Origin of the sequence: Micromonospora arida (assembly GCF_003857035.1) — a bacterium.
In the GTDB taxonomy this organism is placed as follows: Bacteria; Actinomycetota; Actinomycetes; order Mycobacteriales; family Micromonosporaceae; genus Micromonospora; species Micromonospora arida.
The window spans coordinates 64,521-90,356 of the sequence record NZ_QGSY01000275.1 but is presented as its reverse complement, the minus strand read 5'-3'; the positions used below and the strand labels follow the sequence as shown (position 1 = coordinate 90,356).

Sequence of the window (25,836 nt, the reverse complement as noted above, 5' to 3'; positions counted from 1 at the left end):
CGACCTAGCCTTTTCCCAGGCAGTCGGCAGCGCGCCGGGCCAGACGACGAGAGGAAGCCCGACAATGTCCGCGAAGAGCACCACGACCGGGTCCAACGGCTTCAGCGCCGAGGAACGGGCCGCGATGAAGGAGCGCGCCGACGAACTGCGCGCCGAGGGCAAGAAGGGCGCCAAGAAGGCGGACGGGCTGCAGGCGGTCCTCGACCGGATCGCGCAGATGGAACCGGAGGACCGTGCGCTCGCCGAGCGGGTGCACGTGACGGTGACCGCCGCCGCCCCGGCCCTGACGCCGAAGACCTGGTACGGGATGCCCGCCTACGCGAACGAGGACGGCAAGATCGTCGTCTTCTTCCAGGACTCCGGCAAGTTCAACTACCGGTACTCGACAGTGGGCTTCCAGGACCCGGCCAACCTCGACGACGGGGATTTCTGGCCGGTGGCGTACGCGTTGCAGCAGTGGAGCCCGGCCGTGGAGAAGAAGATCACCGAGCTGGTGCGGACTGCGGTCTCCTGACCGACGCCCGCCCTCTCGTTGGCTGGCTCACGGTGCGATGATCGAGGCCCGGAGCCGACGGAGACAGGTGGTGCGGACGATGCGGTATGAGCCGCCGACGGTACGACGAGTCCCCCGATGACCGGCCGGGCCGGTGAGGTGTTCGACACCGGTCGGACGGTGTCCGACATCGAGTCGTTGCTCGCCGCGGACCTGCCCACGGGCGGCGTGCCGGTCAGCGAGGGGGACCCGGCCACCGGTGAGTGGACCGGCACCCGTGGCGAGGGCTTTCGGGTCGCCCCGCTCTGGGAGAGCGACGCCCTGACGGGTGTGTACGGTCGCGAATGGAACGAGGCCGAGGAGGCCGCCGAGGCGAACCTGGCCCTGGTCGTAGCGGAGTTGGACCAGAGGTGGGGCACGCACCGCAAGGTCTCCATGCGGGTGCCGCTGTTTCGGGGTCAGGCCGGTGAACCCATGCCGGCGCTGTTCCAGTCGCTCTGCGACCTGGACTGCTACGGCGACCTGACCGTCTGGGGGCCGACGGTGACCGAGGGGCGGTGGGTCGCGGTCTCAGTCAACCAGTGTGACGGCGACGCTCCGATGATCATGACGGCGGTCGTCAGTCAGCTACCGATCATCGAACTGTCGGACTGACCTGCCAGGTGACCCACGGCCTGGGTGCGGGGCTGTCATCGACCTTGCCCACAGCTCCTATGGTTCGTGCATGTCGATCACAGACCATGCGCTGGTTGTCGAGGCGGCGGAAGCTGGAGCCTCAGTTGTCCGCTCCCGGTACGGCTCAGCACTGACGCGCGTCATGAAGACCGCCGGCGACTTCGCCACCGCCGCCGACGTCGAGGCCGAGCAGGCCATCATCGACGTCCTGCGCGCGGCGCGTCCGGGCGACGCCGTGGTGGCCGAGGAGAGCGGGCGCACGGGTGCCGGCGACAACGGGCGCACCTGGCTGGTCGACCCGCTGTGCGGAACGTTGAACTTCGCCGCGCGGACCATGCTGGCCTCGGTCAACGTCGCCCTGCGGGTCGGGTCGGACGTCACAGTGGCGGCCTCGGTGGACCCGTTCGCCGATGAGGTGTTCTGGACCGACGGCACCGCCGCGTACGTCCGGGGCGCGGGAACGGATGGGCGACTCGTCCCGTCGGCCGAGTCGGCGCTTGTCGACCTCAACCTCGACCCGCCCTTTCCCAACCGGGACGTCTTCCTGGCCGCCCGCATGCTCGCCGACGAGAGCTTCCTCGAACAGTTCCGCCCCCGGGTGGTCTCCACCAGCCTGGCCGTGGCCTGGGTCGCCGCCGGCCGCCGCGCCGCCTACGTGACGGACCGCCACGACCTGCGCAACAGCGTCCACTTCGCGGCCGGAATCGCGCTCTGCGAGGCGGCGGGCTGCGTGGTCACCGGGCTCGACGGCCAGCCCTTGCACGCCGGTGGGGACGGTCTCGTCGTGGCCGCGGACGAGCGGACGCACGCCGCCCTGCTGACGCTCATCCGGAAACAGCACTCGCCATCGACTCGACCTTGACATGAAGTGCGGTTGAGGTTTTAGCGTCCCTAGATGATCACGTCCGGGCCGCCGCGCCCGGACGCACGTCAGCCGAACGCCACAGTCGAAGGGATTCCGATGTTCCTGTCCCACCTTCTCCGCCCACGCACCGTCGCGAGCGCGCACTGCGACCTCCCCTGCGGCGTCTACGACCCGGCGCAGGCCCGCATCGAGGCCGAGTCGATCAAGGCGGTCTCCGAGAAGTACCAGGCCAGCAACGACCCGGAGTTCCGCACGCGCGCGCTGCTCATCAAGGAGCAGCGCGCCGAGCTGGTGAAGCACCACCTCTGGGTCCTCTGGACCGACTACTTCAAGGCGCCGCACTTCGAGAAGTACCCCCAGCTGCACGGCCTCTTCAACGAGGCGACCAAGCTGGCAGGTGCCGGCGGCGCGAAGGGCGCCGCGGACCCGGCGGTCGCCGAGCAGCTCCTCGGCAAGATCGAGGAGATCTCGAAGATCTTCTGGGAAACCAAGCAGAGCTGATCAGCCGGCACCGGGTGGCACCGGCCACCCGGTTCGGCGTACCGCGTTCGGGAGGAACCGCATGACGTCGCGCACCGACCTCGTCGAAGAGTTGATGGGCCGTTTTCCACACGTGCCGCGGGAATCGGTCCTCAAGGAGGACCTGCTGCGGGGCGGGCTCGCCTTCGACGACGCGGCACTGACCGACAACGAGCACGGCGACGTCAAGCCGAAGTCGTACTTCATCTTCTCCTTCGACCACCGGACGCTGCCGGAGTTGGGGACGGCGGCGCTGCGGCGGCCACCGGAGGAGATCGTGCTCACCGGGGGTCCGTACGAGCTGCGTCGTACCGTCGTTTCGGTCCGCACCAACCCCAGCTCGCCGTACCGCGTCGGCACCGACAGCGACGGTCGGCTGCGCCTGTTCCTGGACGGGCGGCCGATCGCCGATGTCGGGCTGCCCCCCATGCCGGCGTACTACCGCCACACGCTCGCCAACGGCAAGTCGGTGATGGAGGTCGCCCCGACGATCCAGTGGGGCTACCTCATCTACCTCACCGCGTTCCGGGTCTGTCAGTACTTCGGCGCCAAGGAGGAGTGCCAGTACTGCGACATCAACCACAACTGGCGGCAGCACAAGCAGGCCGGCCGGCCCTACACCGGGGTCAAGCCCGTCGACGAGGTCCTCGAAGCCCTGGAGATCATCAACCGGCACGACGTCGACCGCGCGTCGCAGGCGTACACGCTGACCGGTGGCAGCATCACCTCGCAGGTCAACGGGCTGGCTGAGGCGGACTTCTACGGCCGGTACGCGCAGGCGATCGAGGAGCGGTTTCCCGGACGGTGGATCGGCAAGGTCGTCGCCCAGGCGCTGCCCCGAGCCGATGTGCAGCGGTTCCACGACTACGGAATCCGCATCTACCACCCCAACTACGAGGTGTGGGACAAGCGGCTGTTCGAGTTGTACTGCCCGGGCAAGGAGCGGTACGTCGGCCGGGAGGAGTGGCACCGGCGCATCCTCGACTCCGCCGAGGTTTTCGGCCCGCGCAACGTGATCCCGAACTTCGTGGCGGGCGTCGAGATGGCCGCCCCACACGGCTTCACGAGCGTCGACGAGGCGATCGCCTCCACCACCGAGGGGCTTGACTACTTCATGTCCCGGGGGATCACGCCCCGGTTCACCACCTGGTGCCCGGAGCCCACCACACCGCTGGGCCGGACGAACCCGCAGGGCGCACCGCTCGAATACCACGTCCGCCTGCTGGAGGCCTACCGGGCGACCATGGACGCCCACGGCCTGTCCAGCCCGCCCGGGTACGGCCCCGCCGGACCCGGGCGAGCAGTCTTCTCGGTCAGCTCCTTCATGGACACCCTGCCGTCCACGGATTCGTGACGGACGCGCACGGGCGGGAACGGGGTCACCTGCCCGCTCCCGCCCGTGCTCGGCGCTAGCTGGCGTACGTCTCGAACTCACCGACCCGTGGCGTACCGCTGGAGCTGTTGATCTTGAAGTTGATCTTGCTCATCGCGGCGGCCGAGAAGGTGATCGAACCGGCCCCGCTACCGGAGGCCAGGACGGCTCCGTTGTCGTTGTTGATCAGCTGCCAGGACCCGATGGAGCCCTGGGTACCGGACGGCTCGCGGATCACCACCCGGGACACCTGAGTCGCCGAGCCCCACTTGATCGAGATCGTGCCGGTCGACCCGGCCGGCGACCAGTAGGTGCTCAGGTTGCCGTCACGCACGTTGCCGTAGCTGGTCCCGCTGGCCTTGCTGGAGCCGTCGGCGCCGGCGCCCAGGCTGAGGTTGGTCCCGCCGCCGGGCGGAGGCGTCGTGGGCGGAGGCGTGGTCGGCGGAGGTGTCGTCGGCGGAGGCGTGGTCGGCGGAGGCGTCGTGGGCGGCGGGGTCTGCGGCGAGCAACTGCCGTTGGACACCCTCAGGCCCGTGTTGGCGCCGACCGTCTGACGGACGATGTCCGGCACGCAGTTCGCCCCGTCCAGGCTGTACGGGTACGGGATGCTGACCGTGGTGTTGGAGGTCGGGTTGGGGCCGGCGGGGTAGTTCTCACTGCCGGCGCTGGACCAGGTCACGTTGTCGAAGACGTTGCCGGCGACCTGCCAGTAGCCGCGCTCGTTGGTGTAGAAGGTGCCCAGGACGTCCTTGGAGTCGCGGAAGTAGTTGTTCTCCACTTTGGCCCTGGCCCCTGCCCGGGAGTTGATCCCGGATTCATGCAGGCTCACGTAGTGGTTGTTGTAGATGTGGGCGACCCCGCCGCGCAGCAACGGCGTGCGGGAGTCGATGTTCTCGTAGAGGTTGTGGTGGTACGTGATGAAGCCGTTCGACAGGTCGCTCTCGCTGGACCCGACGAGACCACCGCGACCTGAGTTGCGCAGGATGCTGTAGGACAGCGTCACGTACTGGGTGTTGTCCTTCATGTCGAAGAGGCCGTCGTACCCCTCGGACTCCCCGCCCGAGGCCTCCAGGGTGACGTGATCGACCCAGACGTTGCGGACCGTGCTCTCCATGCCGATGGCATCCCCACCGTTGGAGGTGGGCGAGCCCGACTTCTTGACGTTCCGCACTGTCACGTTCTGGATGATGATGTTGCTGGAATCACGGATGTGGATGCCGAGCTGGTCGAAGACGGCGCCGCTGCCGACCCCGATGATGGTGACGTTGCTGATCTGCTTGAGCTCGATCACGCCCGCGGCGGTGTTGCAGCTCGACCCGGACACCTTGCTGGTGTTGCCGTGGTTGATCGTTCCGGTCACCTCGATGGTGATCGGGGTGCTGCTGCTGGTCCGTCCGCACAGTGCCGCGTGGATCGCCGTGCCCGTGCTGGCCCGCACCGTCTGCCCGCCCGCGCCGCCGGTGGTCCCGCCGTTCTGGGTGGCGTAGCCGGTGGCGTTACCGACCGCCGCCGATGCCTGCGGGGTCGGCAGCACCACCCCGGCCGCGATCACCACGGCCGCCGCAGCCGCCGCGGCCAGTACCGCCTGACGTCGCAACACGACTGGTCGTCTCATGTCGCCTCACCTTCGCATTCGTCTCGTTCCAGGCTTCGCCCCGACGGACATCGCGACCGCACCTGCCGACGAACATCATTCGGAATTGGCGACAGTCAATCGCGAGGATTTCATCGAGGTCTCTCGCGCCCTGGTAGAAGCGGGGATGTGTCGTGCGAACGGGTGTGCCCGGCAACACCGCTCGCCCGACCGTTAAATGAAACATCGATGTAACGCAATCGTAGGAAAGCGGTTTCCCTGAAGGCAATAGCTGACGCTTGCAGGTTTGTTGCAGTGCTCGCGGGGAGGGTCGGGCGTGCGGGCCAGCGCGGTCCGGGCCGTCGGTGGCGCGGGTTCCCGGCTTGTTGCGCGCTCGGTATTGACACGGCTGGGCCCGCCATCGATGCTCTGCTAAATCAGTTTAGCGACCGGCTCGCGTCGACCCGTCCCACTCCTGGCTCCCCGGGCGAGATCGCTGACTGAGCGCACCACCCCCGAGAAAGGACCCGCATGAGACTGCGAAAAGGACTGATCCCGCTCGCTGCCACCCTCGTCCTGGCCGGCGCCTCCGGCACGGCGTACGGCAGCCGGGGCGACACGGACGGAATCCGCAGCATCACCCCGATCACCACCGTCTACACGTACGGCCAGAAGGTCTCGGCGGTGGCGATCGAGTACGGAGCCACGGTCAACCCCCGCACCCTCGACACCGCCACGTTCTCGGTGACCGACACCATCTACAACTTCCGCTTCAACCCCATCGAGGACCTGCCGAAGCTCGCCGACCGGACCGTCACCCACACCTACACCAACGGGACACCGGGCACCCGTGCCGACCACCGATCGGCGCCGGGAAGGTACGTCATCGTCGAGCTCGACCCCGCCGACACCGGCGGCTCGACGGTCATCGTCTCCAAGTGCCCGACCTTCCTCTGCACGGTGAAGGTCAATCCCGAGCTGCCGACCCGGGTCGTGCAGCGCGAGGACGTGCACGGCCAGCCCGGCCGCGGGGCCGGCAAGGGGCCGGTGCTCGCCCGGGCCACCCCGCGCGAGTCCCGACCGGTCACCGAGAAGCCGGTCAACCAACTGGTCGACGAGTTCACCTACGGCTCGTTCCTGAGTGGCGGAATGGTGCTGCCGTACCACTACCACCTGCCGAAGAACTACCAGCCGGGCCGCAAGTACCCACTGATGGTCGTCCTGCCCGGTCACGGGATGGGCTGGGACGGCGACAACCTCGGCGTCCAACTCGCCGCCGACATCCCGGCGACCGCGTGGCTCCAACCCCGGTGGACCGGCACCGCCGAGGACGTCATCGTCCTGGCGCCCCAGCACCAGCGGGTCGGTGGGGCCGCCGAGGCGGACCTGCTGGTCAAGCTGCTCGACCAGTTCGTCGGCCAGTTCGCGGTGGACACCCGTCGGGTGTACGCGACGACCGTGTCGTACGGTTCGCAACTGCTCTGGGAGGCGTTCGCCAAGCGTCCGGACCTGTTCGCCGGCGGGTTGGTGACCGGTGGTTTCCCGGTCAACGCCGCCCAGGCGACCGCCATCGCGGCGGCCGAGGTGCCGGTGTGGATCACCCACGGCGAGCACGACCACCTGCTCAACGTCTCGGGCGCGCGCAACTCCACGGCCGTGCTGCGGCAGGCGTACGCCGCCCGGGGCAAGACGCCCGAGCAGACCGCCGGCCTGGTGCGCTACACCGAGTACGCCGACGCCGCGTTCTCGTCGCCGGACTATCACGCGGCGTTCGGGCCGACCTACGAGGACGCCAGCATCCTGCGCTGGCTGCTGGGCCAGTCCAAGCCCTGAGGCCGCGGACCGGGCGACGCCTCGCCGCGATCCGGCAGCGCGGTTTCCTCGCGCCGACGGGTTACCGGCGGGCGTCGCCCGCGTCGGTTTCGGCAGCAGCGGGCGAGCCCCCGACGAGCACGGCCTCCTGACCCTCCTGCCGGCCCTCCTGCCTCGCGCGGGCCAGCAGCCCGGCCAGCCGACGCCGCCGGTGCCGGGCCGCCGCCCGCAGACCCAGGAGCAGGCCGGCCAGCAGGCCCAAGAGTGCGAGCTGCGCCCACGGTACGACCCAGGTGGTGACGGTGGCCGAGGCCGGACGGAGGTCGGCCCCGGCCTGGCCGTCGCCGAGCAACGTCGGCGAGGTGCTGACGGTCGTGCGGAGACGTCCCAGGGCCCAGACGCCGTCGGCCCGGGTCTTCACCGTCCGAGCGCCGCCGGGCAGCAACTCCTCGACGGCGCTGGTGGCGTCGTGGTTGGTCCGGCCGAGCAGGTCGGACATCGCCACCCGACTCGTTCCGCCGACCCAGACGTTGCCGTCGTTCTCGACGGTGTAGTGGACCCGCACCGTGCCACCGGCGAAGGGGTTCCACGACGGGGAGTACGTCGCGTCGAGGCCCCGGACGGCCAGAGCGGCCTGCGCGGAGCCGTTCACCCGCAGCATCACCCGGAAGCCGACACGGCTCTCGACGTTGACCGTGCCGCCCGTGCTGGTGACGGTCGCGGCGATGCCGGCCGGGTGGTCACCCGGTGTGGCGCCCTGGGGCACCGTGATCGTGAACGGCACCACCCGTGTCTCGTTGGGACCGACGGTGGCCTTCTCCTGCACGTCGATCCAGGTGCCGCCGTCGACCGAGGGACGGTCGGACGGCAGCATGTTGAAGCGGCCCTTGTCGGTGAGATAGCCGTCGGCGGCCTTCAGGGAGAAGGCGACGGCAGTGCGGCTGAAGTTCCGTACCGCCAGGTGCTCGGTCACCGCCTGCCCCGGGTCGAGGCTGGCGTTGATCCATCGGCGTTGGTCCGGCCCGGTCGCGGTTGCTGGTTGGACCGTCCAGGTCAGGGCCTTCGGGTCCGGTTCCGCCGCCGCCGCGGTCGGCGCGGCCGCAACCGCGAGGGACGCGACGGCGAGGACGACGAGCGCCCGGCGCAGCGGGGTGACGGTCATGAATCGGCCCTTCGGCACGGGGCTGGGCGGGGGTCCCGGTCCGGGGCCCCCGCCCAGGCCACTACTCGAACAGTGAGAGCGTGAGCGTGGAGCTGTACGCGCCGGCGGCGACCTCCGCCGGAGTCCGCAGGTACAGGTCGGCGTTGACCGAGTACGAGTCGCTGGCGACGGCCTCGGAGTCGAAGGCCGAGACCAACAGCTCCTGGTCGACGAGGCCGACATTGTTGCCCGGCTGGGTCGGCTCGTCCAGGCTGGTCACCACCTCCTCGCCCTCGGTGACCAGGCCGGTCTCCCCGCCGTCGAGCAGGCGCGGCTTCCAGCCGAAGTGGTCGGCGGTGATGGGCGCCTGGCCGGCGGCACCGGTGAAGTCGGTCGCGCTGCCGAGCACCGCCCAGTTGGCGCCGTCGGGCACCTCGTCGGCGACGCGGGTGTCGGTGACCGTCACCGTCGGCAGCGTGCCGACGAACTGGCGTACCAGCAGCGTCGAGCCGTCCTCGGACAGCGCGACGGCGTCGCCCGCGATCGACAGGGCGAGCACGCCCGGTTCCCTGATCTCGTCGATGTCGACAGTGACCCGCACGCTGGCGTCGTCACCGGGCTCGGCCAGTGCGGGCGACGGCAGCACAGCCGCCCCGGTCAGCACGGCGCCGAGGACGCCGGCCGCGAGTGTCTGTCGCCGTTTGTATGTGTTCATGTGATCTCCGTTCTCCGCCATGAGGGGTTATCCGCCGCAGGTGCCGGCGGGGTGTTGCACGGTGCGGACGGTCGTCACGTCGTGTCCGCCGATCGCCCCGGTCACCCGGGCCGTCGCCGAACCCGCCGGCACCGACTCGGCGCGGGTGTTGAAGGACTGGTAGGCGTTCGCGCCCGGCGCGACGGACGTGAACGAGCGCTCGCCGTACGGCGTCTCGAGGGTGATGCCCACCGGCGCGTCGTGGTCGTTGCGCGCCTGCACCGCCACGTACGCCTTGCCGCCCACGCACCGCGTGGACGCGGTGAGCGTGACGGGCAGGTCGGAGCTGGCCGCCGCGAAGGCCCAGTTGTCGATCTCGAAGAGGTCGACGCCGGCCGGGCCGGTGTAGGTGAGGTAGACGTCGTGCACGCCGCTGACGCCGTCAAGTTCGGCGGTCACCTCGGCCCACTGTCCGACCGGCGTGTCCACCGCGACCGTGCCGACGACGGGACCGTTGACGTCGTCCAGCCGGACCTGGATCTGCCCGCCGGCGGCGAGCGCACGCACCCGAGCCGTCAGGCTCTGCGCGCCGTTGTCCCCGAAGGTCACCGAGGACAGTGCCGTCCAGTCCCCGTTGTCGATGTCGCGGACCACGAGGTTGGGTGCCGTGCCGCCGAACTGGGCGGAGCTGCCGTCGACCTTCGTGGTCGCGACGCCCTTGCTCCAGCCGAACGTCTCGGCCTCAAAGACGCGGTACGGGTCGAAGTCGCGGACCTGGTCCACGCCGGCGTAGGTGCCGACGACCTGCTGGATGGTGCCGTCCGGGTTGAAGGTCAGTTCCTGGATGTGCGGGCTGCGGTACCCCTGGGTGGTGTTGCCGTTGATGCGCTTGTTCAGCGTCGGGGCGTGGTACGTGAAGTAGTACCTGCCCCCGAACTCGAACACCGACTGGTGGTTGTTGCCACCGGTGCCGGCCCCGAAGAACTGCGACTGGTTCGGGAAGAGCACCCCGGCGTAGGTCTCCTTCGGCCACGACATCGGCCCGTCGGAGATCATGTAGCCGATCTGGCCACCCCCGGGGTAACCGGGGAGCGGCTGCTGGCTGCCACCGAAGTCGTTCCCGCCGAAGTGCGAGGAGTACGAGAAGTAGTACTTACCCTCGCGCTTGAAGACGTGGCCCGCCTCGAAGGCGACCGGGGCGTCGACCACCGCGGCCGTTCCCTCGGTGGAGACCATGTCGTCGCCGAGTTCGATCGACCGGATGTTCTTCGGGTTGTTGAAGCGCTCGGCCGGCGGCATGCTCGTCGACGCGGGACCACCACCGAAGTAGAGGTACGGCTGGCCGTCGTCGTCGACGAACGGGGCCGGGTCGAACTTCCACGCGACGCTCTCGGCGCCGGGGGTACGGCCGTCGATCAGCGTGCTGGTGCGCTCGCTGGTCCACGGGCCGAGCGGCGACGCACCCGTGATCACGTTGCTGGAACCACCGCCGTTGGCGTAGTAGAGGAAGAACTTCTCCACTCCGTTCACCACCTTCTTGGTGATGCCCGGAGCCCACGAGTTGGCGGTGAACGGGGCCACCCCGTTGGGGCCGGCGACCTGGATCTCACCGTGGTCCGTCCAGTTCACGAGGTCCTCGGAGGAGATCACCGTGATCTGGTTGATGTCGCCGTAGTTGATCCCCGGCGAGACTCCCGTGGTGGGGTTCGGGGCGTAGCCCTGGGTGTCGTTGGTCATGTACATGTAGACCCGACCGTCGTGCACGAGGCCGAAACCGTCAGCCCCGAACTTGTGCCCGATCAACGGGTTGTGCTCGCCGGGCAGCTTGCCGACGACCTCGATGGTCTTCGACGCGGGCGCGGGCGGCGCGGCGCCGACCACGGACACGTCGTCGAGCTTGAAGTCCATCAGGTGCAGAGCCGGGTCGGTGGACGGCGTGCTCGTCCAGGGGGTCTCGAAGAACAGGCGCGCCGTCGACACGCTCTGCGTCGTCGGGATCGTGAACGTTCCGTTGAACTGTGCCCACTGGCCCTTCGTGGCGGTCACGCTGACCAGGTTGGTGTAGGTGCCACCGCCGTAGTGCATGGTGGCGAAGAACTGCTTCGTCGCCGGTCCGCTCTCGTTCTCGTACTTGATGCGGGCCGTGAGGGTGTAGGCCTGGCCGGCCTGCACCTTGCCGCTGAGGTCCTGCATCGGGCCGGACCCGGTGGTCGTCCGGCTGGTGACGAGCGCCGCGTTCGCGCCGGAGTGGGCGTCCGACGTGGCCGACAGCTGGGCGCCGTCGGAGGCGTTTCCGTTGTTGACGAACCAGTTGGCCAGGCCGTCCTCGAAGCCGCCGTTGACGACGAGGTTCGTGTCGGCGGCCTGGACCGGCGCTGCCGGGGCGACGAACCCCGTGGTCAGCATCAGGCCGACTGTCGCGAGCGCTGCGACCCGTCCTCGGGTCGCCCGTCGCATTCGTTGTTCCACGAGACATCCTCCTTCATCTCTGACGTGCGGTCATCGGTGTACGGGGGATCGGTGGGTGCGCTTCCGTGGGTGGTCCGGACATCAGGGGTCGACTGCCGCCGCCGGTCCGACCGTGGGCGGCGGCACGGGACAGGTCCGCTGTTCCGTGCCGCCGGGCCGGTCGCCGGTGGTGCTGGTCGGTGGGCCGAGGGCTCGTGGGGCTATCCGCCGCAGGCGTTGGCGGGGTGCTGGGCGGCGTGGACGGTGGTCACGTCCCGGCCGGCGACCGCCCCGGTGGCACGGATCGTCGCCGAGCCGGCCGGCACCGACGACGCACGGGTGTTGAACGACTGGTAGACGTTCGCCCCCGGCGCGACGGCGGCGAACGACCGGTTCCCGTACGGGGTCTCGACGGTGATCTCGACGGGCTCGTCCGAGTCGTTGCGCACCTGCACCGCCAGGTACGCCTTGCCGCTCAGGCAGCGCACCTGGGCGGTGGCCGTCACGGGCAGCGCCGCCAGCACTCCGAGTCGGGCCAACTGGTAGCTGAGTGCCCGCTCCGGTGCGTCGATCTGGTTCTGCGTGCCGAACTGGCCGGCCCGTGCCGACGTCGCCGCCGTGAGCGCGGACTGCGTCGCGGCCCAGGCGTCGGCCGGGTAGTGCCGCGGGTCGAGTGTCTGCGCGTGGGCGATGGCCGCGTCGAGGGCGGTGGTGTCCAGTGGCCGGGCCTGCGCGGTCAGCACGTCGCTGAGCAGGTAGTCGTCGAAGTCGACGTGGCCGCCGGTCTCCTGGGTCGCGTAGTTGAACAGGCCGACCCGGTGGCCCATGAAGTGGGCGAGGCTGCCGTCGAGCGCCTGCGGGCCCACGCGGTTGCCCAGCCGGGTCCACTGGACCCCGTCCAGGCTGTAGTAGAACGTCGTCCACAGCTGGCCGACCGGCGAGGTGAAGTCGAGGTCCGCCTTCACGTGCACCTCGGTCGCGTCGCCCAGCGACACCGTCGTGCCGGAGATGAAGTTCTCCAGCGTCGACTGGTCGAGGTCGACTGCGAACGGCTGCGACCGGTTCACCACGCCGAGGGTGTTGACGTCACCGACGCGCTTGACCGCCACGTACGAGAATCCGCGGTTGTAGGCGGCCAGGCCCGCGACGTCGCCATTCTTCATCCCGGAGATGTCCATCCGGGTCTGGACCGACTGTCGTGGCCCGAACGTCCGCTGCGAGAGCGTGTTGCGTGCCTCCTCGAACCACGCCAGCTCGGCCCGGTTGGACAGCTTCGTGTAGACGTACTGGCCGGTGACCACAGTGCGGGCCGTCAACCGCAGCCAGCCGTCGCGGTCGGTGAGTGACCAGTACCGGTTGTCCGGGGCGTGGTTCCACTCCCACGCCAGGTCCAGCCGGGAGCCGTTGGGGGCGATCTCCGCCGGGTCCAGCGGGGCGGGGACCGTCCACTGCTCGTCCTGGTACGCCTTGTGCGGCGCGTCGTTGGCGAAGTCGTCCGAGGCGACGATGCTCTTCTGCCGCTCGAACAGCTCCTCGGCCGGGCTGAGCCGGATCGGCTTGTCGAACAGGCCGTTGACCGGCACGACCCCGTTGGTGCCGAATGTCGGCCACCCGTTCTGCCAGGTGGCGGGGATGAGCGCCGGGATCCGGCCGATCGGGAACGTGTCCCGGAAGAACATGCCGTGCCAGTCGGTCCCGCCGCCCGCCCGGCTGATCGGCACCAGGCTGCCCTGCGCGAAGCCGTTGGAGTTGAGCACTCCGCGCGCCTCGTAGGTGTTGACCCCGCCGGCGGAGGTGTAGCGCCCGAGCAGGTCCTTCGACCGGAACATCACCACCTGGCGCCCTTGCCCGGACGGCCAGGTGATGATGACGGCGTAGTACCAGCCGTCGATGTGGTAGACCTGCGCGCCCTCGAACAGACCGCCGATGAACGGCTGCCCGGCGTAGTTGTTGGCGGTGAAGATGTTCGGGTAGTCCTCCGCGATGGCGGTCAGGTCGGCGTTGAGGCGTACGGCGCTGGTGCCGCCGGAGCCGTAGAAGATGTACGGCGTGCCGTCGACGTCGAAGAAGAGCGACGGGTCGTGCAGGCCACGGCCGAGGGCGGTGCGCTGCCACGGGCCGTTCTCGATGTCGTCGGTGCGGTAGAGGTACGCCCCGCTGAGGTTGTTGGTGTTGAAGACGGCGTAGAACGTGCCGTCGTGGTAGCGCAGCGACGACGCCCACTGGCCCTGGCCGTACGAGTTCTGGCCGTTGCGCAGTGAGAAGGAGTCGCCGATGCTCGCCCGGTCGAAGACGTAGTTGACGATCTCCCAGTTGACGAGGTCGTACGACTTCATGATCGGCGCACCCGGGCTCAGGTGCATGGTCGTGCTGATCATGTAGTAGAGATCGCGGCCCTCGTCGTTCTCGGCGGCTGGCACCCGCTCGACGCTGATGTCCGGCACGTCGGCGTTGAGCAGCGGCACCGAGTAGGTGCCGGCGCCGGTGTCGGTCGAGGTGTACGACGATCGGGGTGACCATCCGTCGGCAGCGTGCGCGGCGGCGGGGGTGGCCACCAGGCTCGCACCGATGAGAACAGCCGCCGATGCGAGCGCACACAGTGGACGGAGGCGATCCGGGCGCACTGTGGACGTCAGTCGAGTCAACGTGGTGGTGGCGTGGCGAGCGGCGGCGTTCAGGCTGTTCACAGCGGATGCGCGGGCGATGTTCAGGACACGCGAGCGGACCGACAGGACCAAGGCTGGCTCCAAACGCGAGAGCGGCGTGAAGGCCATGGTGTTATCGCTAACAACGCCTGTCAAGACTATCGATGAAACGTGCCCGAAGTATCCCCGTAACACCGTCGACAGGCCACAGTGGACAGACGGGTCGACGGTGACCGCTGATCACGAGCCCGCCGGAGCGGGCGCTCCGCCGGGCTCCCCGGTGCCGACTGTGGCGACACCGGGGAGACACACAGCCCGGTCGCCTCAGTCGCTGAGGCAGGCGCGGACGGCGGCGGTGAGCAGATTGGCGCGCTCGTCGCCCATCCCGCGCATCTGGTTGACCACGTAGCCGAAGCCCACCTGGTGCTCGGCGTCGGCGAAGGCCAGGTTGCCGCCCGCGCCGTCGTGGCCGAAGCTGCGCTCACCCAGCAAGGGCCGGGCCGGTGGGGAGTGCAGCAGGAAGCCGGTGCCCCAGCGCTGCCCGGTGTCCGGCGGGCCGTGCCGCTGCTGACCACGCGAGCGAACCACTACCGCGTCGTCCACCGACGCCGCCGTGAGCAGCGGTCCACCCTGGAGTTCCGACACACAGGCGGCGTAGAGGCGCGCGAGGCCCTCGGCGGTGCTCACCGCGCCCGCGCCGGGAACACCCGCGGCCCGGATGGCGTCGTCGTTGAAGCTGACCAGGCCGTCGGCGTCGGCGGGGAAGGCGAAGGCGCCCCCCATGGTGATGCCCCGTTCGGCGACCGGGTCCACGAACGGGTCAGGGTCCGGGGGCGGTGCCAGGCCCCAGGCGACGGTGTCGCTCTCGGCGGCCGGGAGCCCCAGCCAGGTGTGCAGGCCGAGCGGGCCCGCGACGGTGTCGGCGAAGAACGCGCCAGGTAGTTGGCCGCTGATGCGGTGGATCACCTCTCCGACCAGCCAGCCGTAGGTCATCGAGTGGTAGCCGTGCGCCGTACCCGGTTTCCACAGCGGGGCCTGCGCCTCGATCGCCTTGATGACCGGATCCCACGTCAGCACGTCGTCGAGGGTCAGGGAGCGGTCCACCGCGGGCAGACCTGCCTGGTGCGTGAGCAGCCAGCGAACCGGGATGTCCGCCTTGCCGTGCTGTCCGAACTCCGGCCAGTAGCGCGTCACGGGAGCGTCGAGGTCGAGCCGGCCCTCCTGGGCCAGCAGGTAGGCGCAGATCGCCAGGATCCCCTTTGTGCAGGAGAAGACGACGACCGGCGTGTGCGCGTCCCAGGGCCGCCCGGTACGGGTGTCGGCCAGCCCGCCGTACAGGTCGACGACCTTGCGGCCCCGCACGTAGACGGTGACCGCGGCGCCGACCTCTCCCCGGGAGGTGAAGTTGTCGCGGAAGACGTCGGCGACGCGGCCGAAGCGATCGTCGACGTCGCCGTGGATCTGCGGCTGTGTGACCACTGCCTACCCCTTCACTGACCCTTGGATCAGAGCCTTGATGAACTGTCTCTGGAAGATCAGGAACACGATGAGGGTCGGGGTGAGGATCAGCAGCGACCCGGCACACAGCAGCACCAGGTCGGTGCCCCACTGGCCCTGGAACGCTCCGAGCGCCCCGGCCATGGTGCGTTTGGTGGCGTCGTCCACGAGGACGATGGCGAGCAGGAACTGGTTCCACGTCCAGAGGAACATCAGGATCGTCAGCGAGGCGATCGCCGGCCGGGCGAGCGGCACCTGGACCCGCCAGAACAACTGCCACGTGCTGCTTCCGTCCACCCGGGCCGCCTCGGACAACTCGACCGGCACGTTGGTGAAGTGTGCCCGCATCCAGAACACCGCGAACGGCATGTACAGCCCGATCAGCGGCAGGATGATGGCCCAGCGGGTGTTGAGCAGGCCGAGGTCCTGCATCTGGTAGTAGAGCGGCGTGACCACGGCCTCGAACGGCAGGGTCAGACCCAGCAGGAAGAGACCGAAGACGAGGCGGCCACCGGGGACCCGCAGCTGACCGAGCCCGAAGCCGGCCATGGTCGCGATGAGCACCGACACCGGTACGACACCGGCCACGATGAGCAGGCTGGAGCGGAGCAGGGCGCCCATGTTCGCGGCGGTGAAGGCGTCGGCGAAGTTCCCCCACTGTGGGTCGGACGGCCACTCGAGCCCGCTGGGCACGGTGCCCCGGGGCTGCAACGCCGCCGAGAGCATGCTCACGAACGGCAGCAGGGTGACGACGATCAGGGCGATCAGGAAGACCCGGCCGGTCAACTGTTCGCGTCGGCTCAGATTCACTGCTTCTCCCCTCGGCTCAGGCGCTGGATCGGCAGCACACACGCCAGCACGAGCAGCATGAGTACGACAGCGAGTGCCGAGGCGAGCCCCACCTGCCGCTGCGAGAAGGCCAGCCGGTAGATCTCCAGGCCCGGCACAGTGGTCTGGAGGCCGGGGCCGCCGCTGGTGGAGATGTAGACGATGTCGAAGCTCGCCAACGCCGCGATGATCGTCACGGTGAGGCAGACGCCGATCTCCTGGCGCAGGCTGGGCAGGGTCACGGCGAGGAACTCACGGAACGGACCGGCACCGTCGAGGCGGGCGGCCTCGTACAGCGCCGGGTCGATCTTGCTCATGCCGGTGACCAGCAGGATCGTGCAGAGGCCGAGCAGGACCCAGGCCCCGATGACGCCGACGGCTGGCAGCGCCGTGTCGAAGTCGCCGAGCCAGGCGCGGGCGACGCCACCCAGCCCGACCGCGCGCAGCGCCTGGTTGACCAGACCGTTCGACGAGAGCAGCCAGCTCCACGCGATGCCCGCCGCCACCAGGGGGATGACCTGCGGCAGGAACAGGATGGTCCGGACGACGGTGCCGAACGCGCCGGTGGTGATCCGGCGAACCATGCTGGCCACCAACAGCCCCAGCGCGACGGGGATGAAGCTGAAGAAGACGATCAGGACGATCGCGTTGCCGATGATTTTCAGCAGGTCGCTGTCGGTGAACACGGTGAGGTAGTTGTCCAGGCCCACCCAGCGGGCCACCCCGATGCCGTTCCAGTCGTAGAGCGAGTACTGGAGCGTCAGGACGAGCGGGCGCAGGACGAACACCGCGTACATCACCAGGGCGGGCAGGACGTACAACCAGCCGGTCCCGGCCGCGCGGGCCCACCGGAATCGGTGGGCCCGCGCGGGGGTGGGGCGGGCGCGACGATCGTCGTGCCCGGTTGGTGCGCTGCCGAGGGCAGACGTCATCGGGACAGTTCCTTCTGATACTCGGCCTGGACCGCCTTCACGTACCCCTCGGGCGTCTGCTGACCGGCGATCAGCTTCTGCATCTCCGGCGTGATCGCGGCGGCGAAGATTCCGCCGGTCGCGTTCGCGGTGAAGTCCACAGCGCCGTTCTCCGCACCGAGTTGCTGTGACGCCTTCAGGGTCTCGGCCAGCACCGTGTTCGGGGCGGCGCTCGGCACCGGCAGGTCACTCGGGCCGCCAGGGCTGGAGCCGCCGACGGTCACCGAGATCTCGCGGGCCTTGGCGTTGGTGTGCACCCAGTTCAGGAAGTACGCGGCGGCGTCCGGGTTCTTGGCCTTGGCGGAGACGCCGAAGGTGTTGGGGGCGGACATCGCCACGTGCTTTCCACCGGCGGACTCGGTGGGGAAGAGGAAGAAGCCCACGTTGCCGGGCATCGACTTGTCGAGGTTGGCCGACTCCCAGTCACCGTTGAACATGAACAGGCCGTTGCCCTTCTGGAACTCCCCCACCATGCCCGCGTAGTCCAGGGCGTTGGCGTCCTTGGTGAAGTAGCCGGCCTGGGCCCACTTCTGGATGGTCTGGGTGGCCTTCAGGGCGGCCGGCGTGTCGAACGTGGCCCCCGGCTTCTGGAAGATCCAGTCGGCGACCAGGGTCGGGTCGCCGAACTGGTTCTGCAGTGCCTGGTGCGGGAAGTTGATGCCCGCGGTGTTCTTGTTGAACTGCATGATCGGCTGGACCCCACCGGTCTTCGCCTTGGCCAGCAGCTCCTCGAACTCGGCGACAGTGGCCGGCGGCTGGGTCATGCCGATCTGAGTGGCCAGCTTCTTGTTGTAGAAGACGCCTGTGACGCTGTAGCCGAGCCCCATCCCGTACAGCGAGCCGGTGCCCCGGGTGTTCTCGCCGACGCGCAGCTGCATGAGCTGCGAGGCGGGGAACTTGTCCCAGCCGTACGCGGTGAAGTACGGGTCGAGGTTCTTGAGCAGGTCGTCCTTGACCAGGTCGACCATGGTCGGGAGCCGGATGATGTCGGGCGAGTTGTCCGACGCCATCACCCGGGGCGCGTTCTCCACGATCACCGTGAACTGGTCCTCGCGGACGTTGAACTTGACGTTCGAGTGCTGCTTGGAGAACTCGTCGGCCAACGCCTTGGCCAGCGGGAAGCCGGTCTCCGCGTACATCTCCAGGGTGATCGGATCGGCGCCCAGCTCCGTCTTGACGGCGGCGTCGGACTTCTGGGTCGACGACCGGTCCTCCCCCGGCGCGCTGCAGGCCGTCGCGGTCATCCCGACCGCCAGCAGCGACGCGAGGAGCACAGCTCTCCGTCGCGGAAACTTTGTCAGCAATTCTGCCATTTCATGACTCCTTGACATCTCCACGCGTCCCGCGACCCACGGCCGCGCGACGGCTCCACCGGGACCACCGCGACCCGGCGGAGGTCACGACACGTACGCCGTGACCTGTCGCCCGAGCGCAGCACCCGTACCGTCAGCACAAAAGAACCCGGCACGGCCACCGAAGGCGCCTCTGGATGCACCAGAAGTGGTCGCTAAACTGATTTAGCAGAGCATGCGCGCGGCACGGGAAGCTGTCAAGGACAACTTGGCAACGGTGCGGAAACGTCGGGTTCACACCACACCCGACGTGACCGGCGCTCGATCCCGGACGGCGACGCATCATGATGGGCGGGAGCGGCGCCTGTGGCACCGCGCCTGATTCGGAGGATTGATGGGCCGCAACAGAGCAACACTCGCCGACGTCGCGCGGAGAGCCGGGCTGTCCAAGACCGCCGCGTCGATGGTGCTCAACGGCAGGGAGGGCACCCGACTCTCGGCCGAGGCGCACCAGCGGGTGTTCGCCGCCGCCGAGGAGCTCGGCTACCGGCCCAACCTCGCCGCGCGCAGCCTGCGCACCCGCAAGACGGCCACCATCGCGTTCGTCTCCGACATCGTGGCCACCACCCGGTTCGCCGGCGACCTCATCCGCGGCGCCCTCGACGCGGCCCGCGAAAGGGACCACGTCCTGCTCATCACCGAGACGCAGGGCGACGCCACCTTCGAGCAGTACGCCATCGAGGCTGTCCTGGACCGGCAGGTCGACGGGGTGATCTACGCGGCGATGGCGACCCGGCGGCTGACGGTGCCCGCGGCCATCCTCGGGGGCCCGGTGGTGCTGCTCAACGCCACCAGCCCCGACGGCCTGCCCAGCGTGGTCCCCGACGACGAGGGGGCCGGCCGCTCCGTCGCCACCGCCCTGCTGGAGCTTGGCCACCGCGATACGATCGCGCTCATCGGCCGCAACCGACTCAAGGAGGACGACCCGGAGGTCTCGCTCGCCGCCCGCGCCCGCCTGCACGGCATCCGGCAGACACTGGACGAGGCAAAGGTCGGCCTCCTGGCCGAGTGTTTCTGCACCGAGTGGTTGCCCGAGCACGGGTACGCCGCCATGCGCAGCCTGCTGAGCAAGCCGAAGCGACCCAGCGCGATCATCTGCATGAACGACCGGTTGGCCTTCGGGGCCTACCAGGCACTCGGCGAGGCGGGGCTGACCGTCCCGGAGGACATCTCGGTGATCTCGTTCGACGACGACCCGATCGCCGCCTGGTTGCGTCCGAGCCTGGCCACCACGGCGCTGCCGCACGAGCAGATGGGACGGCGAGCGGTCGAACTGCTCCTGGACGGGGGCGCCGCCGAACCCTCGCTCGTTCCGATGCCCCTGCGCCGACGCCGGTCCCTCGCGCCTCCGGCCGGCTGACCACCGGCCCTCCGATCCGTGCCGGCGGTTCGGCCTCGACCGGCGCTAAAACGGTTTAGTGCTAGGTTTCGGACCATGCTTCGTCTACCCGACCACTGGGTGTGGGACAGCTGGTACACGCGGGACGACAACGGCCTCTGGCACGTGTTCTTCCTGCGCGCGTCCCGTGCCCTGCACGACCCGCACCGCCGCCACCGCCGGGCCACCATCGGCCACGCCGTCTCGGCGGACCTGCGCTCGTGGCGCCTGGTCGCCGACGCCGTGGTCCCCGCCGACGCGCCCAGCTGGGACGACCTGGCGACCTGGACGGGCTGCACCGTCCGCGGGCCTGACGGACGCTGGTACCTGTTCTACACCGGGGTCGGTCGTGCGGAGGACGGGCTCGTCCAACGCATCGGACTGGCCGTCTCCGACGACCTCATGACCTGGCACCGGCACGGCACCGAACCGATCGTCCAGGCCGACCCCACCTGGTACGAGCTGCTGGACAAGGAGCTGTGGTACGAGCAGGCGTGGCGTGACCCGTGGGTGTTCCCCGACCCCGACGGCAAGGGTTGGCACATGCTCATCACCGCCCGCGCCAACACCGGTCCGGCGAACACCCGTGGCGTCGTCGGCCACGCCACCTCCACCGACCTCGTCACCTGGACCGTCGCGCCGCCGCTGTCGACTCCGGCCGGCTTCGGTCACCTGGAGGTGCCCCAGGTCGCGGTCCTCGACGGGCAGCCGCTGCTGCTCTTCTCCACCGAGGCCACCGGCAGCGCTCGGCGCGACGACCACCGGATCTGGGTGGCGACCGGCGAGACCACCCTCGGGCCGTGGGACATCGCGTCCGCCCAACCGTTCGCCCACCCGCACCTGTACGCGCCCCGGCTGGTCCCCGGACCCGCCGACGACTGGTCCCTCATCGGCTTCCTCGACCACGTCGACGGAACATTCGTCGGGGAACTCACCGATCCCATCCCGGTCCGCTACAGCTCCTCGACCGGGCTGACGGTGGTCGCAGAGCCGTAACCGGACAGGTCCGGGCCGAGGCGTCTCGCCCCGGCCCGGACCTGTCGGTGTCCAGCTACTGGATCAGCTGCGCAACTGCCACTGCTGGTTGGTGCCGCCGGAGCAGGCCCAGAGGATCAGCTTCGTGCCGTTCGCCGTCGCGGCGCCGTTGGCGTCCAGGCAGAGACCCGACTGCACACCGGTGATCGTGCCGTTGGCGTTGACGTTCCACTGCTGGTTGGTGCCGCCGTTGCAGTCCCAGATCACCACCGCGGTGCCGTTGCTGGTGCCCTGGCCGGAGGCGTCCAGGCACTTGGTGCCGTAGACCATGAGCTGACGGCTGGCGGTGTGGGTCCACCGCTGGTTGGTGGCCGCACTGATGCAGTCCCAGATCTGGGCCTGCGTGCCGTTTGTCGTGCTGGAGTTGCCGATCTCGGCGCACCGGCCCGACTGTGCACCCACGATCTGCACGTTCTGCGGGTTGGTGCCACCACCGCTCTGCACACCAGCCGCGTTGATCACCGTCTGCGCGCCCGACGGCCAACTGCCGTTGCTGACCGTGACGTTGCCGTTGACCACGTTGCCGCGGTCGCCGTTCGTCACGTTCGTGGAGTTGTTCGTCGACCAGTTGTTGGTGACCGTGAAGTTACCCATGTTCTCCGCGTACCAGTAGTTGGCGGTGGCCCAGGTACCGGTGGAGGAGAACACGTTGTTGCGGGCGGTGTAGTAGCGGGAGCCCTCGTCGAAGTAGAGCCCGAACCAGCCGTTGGTCCGCAGGCAGTAGTTCTGGTTGATGGTCGCGCCCGGGTTCGCCGACAGCGTGTAGATGCATCCGCCGTCGGTCATCTGCTGCATCACGTCGTGCACGTAGTTGCCGATGACCTGGTTGTTGGCCGCGGTGGTCGCCGTGGTGTAGCGCGGCTGGTAGTTGTACAGGCCCCGGTTCGCGTAGTGCTGACTGCCGCCCGCGTCGTTGGCGCCCCAGCCGTAGCCGACCGACAGGCCGGTGTACGGCATGTTGTAGACCTCGTTGTACGAAACCGTCGCCGTGTTCACGTAGGTGGTCAGGATCGAGACCACGCCCCGGTACTCCAGGCCGAGATCGTGCACCCGGTTGTTGCTGATGGTGATGTTGCGGTTGACCATCCGCTGATCACTGGGGTGGTGGGCGTCTGCGCGTACACCGCCGACCACGACGCCGCCGGCGGAGTTGCGGGCGATCTCGGAGCGGGTGACGGTGATGTTGCTGGCGCCCAGACCGACACCGCTGGCGTGGGCGTTGGCGTCGTTGCCGATGCCGATCGCGGTCTGCCCGAGGTTGACGAACTGGGAGTCGCTGAAGGTGATGGTGTTGGCCGCGGAGACCTGCACGGCGGCGGGCATCTGGTTCCAGTTGGGCCGGGTGGCCTCGAACTGGGGGCAGCCGGCCTGGCAGGAGGTCAGCGCGTCGGCCGGCCGGGACCAGGTGCCGGTGATGTGGGCGCCGGTCTGCTGGTCGGCGAAGCCGTTGCTGCTGCTCGGGCCGAGCCAACTGGTGCCGGTGAAGGTGATGCCGCTGAACGAGATGTGGTGTGCCGGCGAGGCGAGGGTGCCGCCCACGTTGACCAGGGACTGCAACTGCGGCAACTCGACGCTGACCGAGCTCATGTTCTGCCCGGCGAGGGGGATGTAGTTGAGCTGACCGTTGCTGGGGTTGAGGTACCACTCCCCCGCCGAGTCCAGGAACTCGTACGCGTTGGTCAGGTAGAAGGGGCCGGCGCGGTGCGGGCTGGAGAGGGTGTCGAACCCGAAGGTGTTGTTGTTCCACGCGGGCTGCTGCATCGTCAGGAAGTTTCCGCTGATGCTCTGCACCGGCGAGTACCGGTCGGTGAACGAACCGACGCTCTCCACCTCGACCCGGTTCTGGTTGCCGAGGTTGTTGAGGTAGCTGAGCGCGCCGTTGGTGAACCGCATGCCGGACGTGGTGAAGGTGAAGTCGGAGCGGTTCACGGCGGTACGTGCCCGGGTGGCCACGGCCCCGTTGACGTAGAGCTGACGGGAGTCGAGCCCGGCGCCGACGTTGGCCCGCCAGATGTTCTTCCCGGAGTCGACGAGCGACCAGCCGGTGACCGCCCGGGCGCCGGTGATCGTCGGACGTGCGCCGGAGGCCGCCCGCCAGATCACCTGATAGCCGTTGTTGCCCGAGTCGGCAGCGGTGAACCGCAGCGGCGACGACAGCCGGTACGCGCCGTTGGCCAACTCCACGACGATGTCACCGGACATCGCGCTGTTGATCGCCCGCACCGCGGTCTGGGCGGCGGTCAGCGAACACGGTTGGCTGGCGGAACACACGGTGCCGGTGCCGGCGGGCGACGCGTAGAGGGTGGTGGTGGCCGCTTGGGCCGGGGACACCGAGGCGGTTACCGCGACCAGGGCGGTCACCGCTGTCGCGGCGGCGCCGGCCAGCAGTCGGCGCAGCGACGAAAGGGACGAGGACACGGGACGGTGCTCCTGACGTGAGAACGGGGTGGGGGTGGCGCAACGGCCTCGACCAGCGCGGGGGTGACGGGTCGGGCAGTTATCCGAGGATCTCCCGGAGATAGCGCAGGCCGTCCGTGGCGAGACGGTCCTGCGAGGGGGCCAACGGACGCCAGATCGCCGCGGCGGTGGCGATGGCCTCGTTCTCCGCCGTGAACGACTCGATGCAGATCGCACCCTGGTAACCGGTGTCCCGCAGGACCGTGAAGAAGCGGGGCCAGTCGAAGTGGTCAGCGCCGGGAGCACCCCGGTTGGTGCCGCTGACCTGGACGTGCTTGATGTGCCGGCCGGCGACGGCGAGGGCCGCGTAGGGGTCGGCCTCCTCAATGTTCATGTGGTAGGTATCGATCATGATGCCGACGTTCGGCGGTAGCCCGTCGATCAACTCGATCGTCTGCTCGATCGTGTTGACGACGCTCGTCTCGTAGCGGTTCAACGCCTCGACACCGATGCTCACGCCCAACTCGCCGGCCTGCTCGGCCACCGGCGCCAGGGCCCGCCGGAAATCCGCGTAGCAGGCCGCGCGAGCCGTTGGCGACATCCGCCACGTGCGGCCGACCGAGGCGTACGCGGGGCCGCCGACGCATCCAGCGCCGACGGCCGCCGCGCTCGCCACGCAGCCCTTCAGGTACGCCACCGTCGACTCGACGACCGCTGGCGCGGCGTCGACCAACTCCCGCCCCGGCGGGGTCACCGCGCAGACGCCGGCGGCGACGAGGCCGTGCTCCGCCAACAGGTCCCGGGTACGGATCGGGTCCCAGTCGCCGGGCTGCTCGATCGGCAACTCGATCGCGTCGAAGCCGAACGCGGCGATCCGCGGGATCAGCTCGGCCAGGGCCTTGTCGTCGACCGGCGAGGCCCAGACCCAGGGGTTGACGCCGATGGCGTACATCGGACCCTACTTCCAGCGCTGCGGGTAACCGGGCAGGTCGGTGCAGCCGCACATCGCGTAGTGCAGCGGCGGCATGCCCGCGTCGATGTACTGGTCCAGGTTGTCCTGGGTGACGGTCGGCTGCGGCAGCTTCCACGGGTTGGACACCTGCTGGCCGTCGAGGATCCGCAGCGCCGCGATGATCGGCGTACGCCACTGGTAGGTCGGGTAGGTCGGCGCGATCGCGGTGAGCTTCTTGTCCTTCCAGATTTTCAGGAAGTCGAGCTGGTCCTCACCGTTCATCGGCGGAACGGGCTTGCCCGCGTCCTGGAACGCCTCGACCGCCGCGACGGCCACCGCTCCGGCGTCCATCCAGACCCCGTCGATCGTGCCGTACCGCTGGATGTAGTCGTCGACGATCTTCTTGGTCTTGGCCGGATCACCATCGGTGAACTCGACACCGACGACGTCGACCTTCGCCTTGTCGAACGCCACCTTCGCCGCCGACCAGCGGGTCTCCAGGACGTCGACGCCGGGCAGGATCCGCAGGGCGAGGACCTTGCCGCCGGGCTTCATCTTCTGGCTGACGAACTCGGCCCCGACGTGGCCGAACCCGTAACCGCCGATGGGGTTGATGAACGTCACCGGGCACTTCGTGTTGACACCACGGTCGAAGACGACGACCGGCAGCCCGGCCTTGCAGGCCGCCTCGACGGCTGGGGTGAGCGTGGCGGTGGTGTTCGGCGAGACGATGAGCGCGTCGCAGCCCTTGCCGAGCAGATCGTTGATGTCCGCGATCTGCTTCTGGTCCTTGCCCTCGGCGTCGACGTGCACGAACTCCTTGATGCGGCTCTTCTGCGCCTCCACCTCGGCCTGCATGGTCTTGAACCCGACCTGCCGCCAGGGGTTGTTCAGGGCCGCATTCGAGAAGCAGATCTTGTGTGGGCCGTTCTTCTTGAACTTGGCGGTGTCGACCATCGTCGGGTTGAGCACCTGCTCCCACGGCTTGTCGGCCGGGCCCGTCGGTGCCGCGTCGAGCAGCGCCAACTCGGCGTCGTAGTCGGCCTGCACGAAGAACTTCGACTGGTCCCCGGTGCCGGACCCGGTGGCGGCGGACGCACTTCCCGACGGGCTCGCGGCCGGCTCGTCGGTGGCACAGGCGGCAAGGGACAGCAGGGTGACAGCGGCAATGGCCGCCATGGAACGTCGC

The 25,836-nt window shown here is 69.1% G+C and carries 20 protein-coding genes; 8 read left to right on the top strand and 12 right to left on the bottom strand.

All coding sequences use genetic code 11. The features are described 5' to 3' along the window. Nucleotides 1–64: 64 nt before the first annotated feature. The 5 genes from DLJ58_RS27820 (at nt 65) to DLJ58_RS27800 (ending at nt 3,906) form a co-directional block, all read left to right on the top strand. On the top strand, nt 65–514 hold the full coding sequence (locus DLJ58_RS27820) for an iron chaperone (RefSeq protein ID WP_124860663.1): 450 nt from the start codon (nt 65–67) through the stop codon (nt 512–514). A 117-nt stretch (nt 515–631) separates the two neighbouring features. Further along, nucleotides 632–1,147, top strand: a complete 516-nt coding sequence (locus DLJ58_RS27815; RefSeq protein WP_124860661.1) for a hypothetical protein — start codon at nt 632–634, stop codon at nt 1,145–1,147. 70 nt (nt 1,148–1,217) lie between these two features. Continuing rightward, nucleotides 1,218–2,030, top strand: coding sequence for an inositol monophosphatase family protein (locus tag DLJ58_RS27810; RefSeq protein WP_124860659.1), 813 nt, complete (start codon nt 1,218–1,220; stop codon nt 2,028–2,030). Between the two features lie 99 nt (nt 2,031–2,129). Beyond that, entirely contained in the window at nt 2,130–2,534 is a 405-nt protein-coding gene (gene sodN / locus DLJ58_RS27805; protein ID WP_124860753.1) for a superoxide dismutase, Ni, read from the top strand. A 61-nt stretch (nt 2,535–2,595) separates the two neighbouring features. After that, a complete protein-coding gene (locus DLJ58_RS27800; protein ID WP_124860657.1) occupies nt 2,596–3,906 on the top strand; it encodes a radical SAM protein in 1,311 nt (436 codons plus the stop codon). A 55-nt stretch (nt 3,907–3,961) separates the two neighbouring features. On the opposite strand, the gene DLJ58_RS27795 is transcribed toward DLJ58_RS27800, so the two are convergent. Further along, nucleotides 3,962–5,539 carry a pectate lyase family protein gene (locus tag DLJ58_RS27795; RefSeq protein ID WP_124860655.1) on the bottom strand — a complete coding sequence of 526 codons (1,578 nt, stop codon included), beginning with the start codon at nt 5,537–5,539 and terminating at the stop codon, nt 3,962–3,964. Nucleotides 5,540–6,028: 489 nt separating this feature from the next. On the opposite strand from DLJ58_RS27795, the gene DLJ58_RS27790 reads away from it, so the two are divergent. Beyond that, a complete protein-coding gene (locus tag DLJ58_RS27790; RefSeq protein ID WP_124860653.1) occupies nt 6,029–7,330 on the top strand; it encodes a hypothetical protein in 1,302 nt (433 codons plus the stop codon). Between the two features lie 61 nt (nt 7,331–7,391). Here the strand turns inward: DLJ58_RS27790 and DLJ58_RS27785 are convergent, their stop codons facing one another. The 8 genes from DLJ58_RS27785 to DLJ58_RS27750 form a co-directional block, all read right to left on the bottom strand. After that, a complete protein-coding gene (locus DLJ58_RS27785) occupies nt 7,392–8,471 on the bottom strand; it encodes a hypothetical protein (RefSeq protein ID WP_208741367.1) in 1,080 nt (359 codons plus the stop codon). A gap of 61 nt (nt 8,472–8,532) precedes the next feature. Further along, nucleotides 8,533–9,165 carry a hypothetical protein gene (locus DLJ58_RS27780; protein WP_124860651.1) on the bottom strand — a complete coding sequence of 211 codons (633 nt, stop codon included), beginning with the start codon at nt 9,163–9,165 and terminating at the stop codon, nt 8,533–8,535. 27 nt (nt 9,166–9,192) lie between these two features. Next, nucleotides 9,193–11,550: a family 43 glycosylhydrolase gene (locus DLJ58_RS27775; protein WP_244219155.1), complete on the bottom strand. Its 2,358-nt coding sequence runs from the start codon at nt 11,548–11,550 to the stop codon at nt 9,193–9,195. 263 nt (nt 11,551–11,813) lie between these two features. Continuing rightward, nucleotides 11,814–14,147, bottom strand: a complete 2,334-nt coding sequence (locus tag DLJ58_RS27770) for a family 43 glycosylhydrolase (RefSeq protein ID WP_244219154.1) — start codon at nt 14,145–14,147, stop codon at nt 11,814–11,816. Nucleotides 14,148–14,561: 414 nt separating this feature from the next. Next, nucleotides 14,562–15,716, bottom strand: coding sequence for a serine hydrolase domain-containing protein (locus tag DLJ58_RS27765; RefSeq protein WP_124860648.1), 1,155 nt, complete (start codon nt 15,714–15,716; stop codon nt 14,562–14,564). Between the two features lie 3 nt (nt 15,717–15,719). After that, the gene (locus DLJ58_RS27760) at nt 15,720–16,544 is read right to left on the bottom strand and encodes a carbohydrate ABC transporter permease (RefSeq protein ID WP_124860646.1); all 825 of its coding nucleotides are present in this window, start codon (nt 16,542–16,544) and stop codon (nt 15,720–15,722) included. Continuing rightward, a complete protein-coding gene (locus DLJ58_RS27755) occupies nt 16,541–17,494 on the bottom strand; it encodes a carbohydrate ABC transporter permease (RefSeq protein ID WP_208741365.1) in 954 nt (317 codons plus the stop codon). The genes DLJ58_RS27760 and DLJ58_RS27755 overlap by 4 nt, the downstream gene beginning before the upstream one ends. Further along, a complete protein-coding gene (locus DLJ58_RS27750) occupies nt 17,491–18,807 on the bottom strand; it encodes an ABC transporter substrate-binding protein (protein WP_244219153.1) in 1,317 nt (438 codons plus the stop codon). The genes DLJ58_RS27755 and DLJ58_RS27750 overlap by 4 nt, the downstream gene beginning before the upstream one ends. Before the next feature lie 412 nt (nt 18,808–19,219). Here DLJ58_RS27750 and DLJ58_RS27745 point away from each other — a divergent pair, with 412 nt between their 5' ends. Together DLJ58_RS27745 and DLJ58_RS27740 are read left to right on the top strand one after the other, a co-directional pair. Beyond that, nucleotides 19,220–20,245, top strand: a complete 1,026-nt coding sequence (locus tag DLJ58_RS27745; RefSeq protein ID WP_124860642.1) for a LacI family DNA-binding transcriptional regulator — start codon at nt 19,220–19,222, stop codon at nt 20,243–20,245. 18 nt (nt 20,246–20,263) lie between these two features. Next, nucleotides 20,264–21,259 carry a family 43 glycosylhydrolase gene (locus DLJ58_RS27740; RefSeq protein WP_279635916.1) on the top strand — a complete coding sequence of 332 codons (996 nt, stop codon included), beginning with the start codon at nt 20,264–20,266 and terminating at the stop codon, nt 21,257–21,259. 63 nt (nt 21,260–21,322) lie between these two features. Here the strand turns inward: DLJ58_RS27740 and DLJ58_RS27735 are convergent, their stop codons facing one another. The 3 genes from DLJ58_RS27735 to DLJ58_RS27725 all read right to left on the bottom strand — a co-directional run bounded on the left by DLJ58_RS27735 (nt 21,323) and on the right by DLJ58_RS27725 (nt 25,826). Further along, nucleotides 21,323–23,716: an RICIN domain-containing protein gene (locus tag DLJ58_RS27735; RefSeq protein ID WP_208741363.1), complete on the bottom strand. Its 2,394-nt coding sequence runs from the start codon at nt 23,714–23,716 to the stop codon at nt 21,323–21,325. Nucleotides 23,717–23,795: 79 nt separating this feature from the next. Beyond that, nucleotides 23,796–24,647: a sugar phosphate isomerase/epimerase family protein gene (locus DLJ58_RS27730; RefSeq protein WP_124860638.1), complete on the bottom strand. Its 852-nt coding sequence runs from the start codon at nt 24,645–24,647 to the stop codon at nt 23,796–23,798. 6 nt (nt 24,648–24,653) lie between these two features. After that, entirely contained in the window at nt 24,654–25,826 is a 1,173-nt protein-coding gene (locus DLJ58_RS27725; protein ID WP_124860636.1) for a substrate-binding domain-containing protein, read from the bottom strand. Between the last annotated feature and the right edge of the window lie 10 nt (nt 25,827–25,836).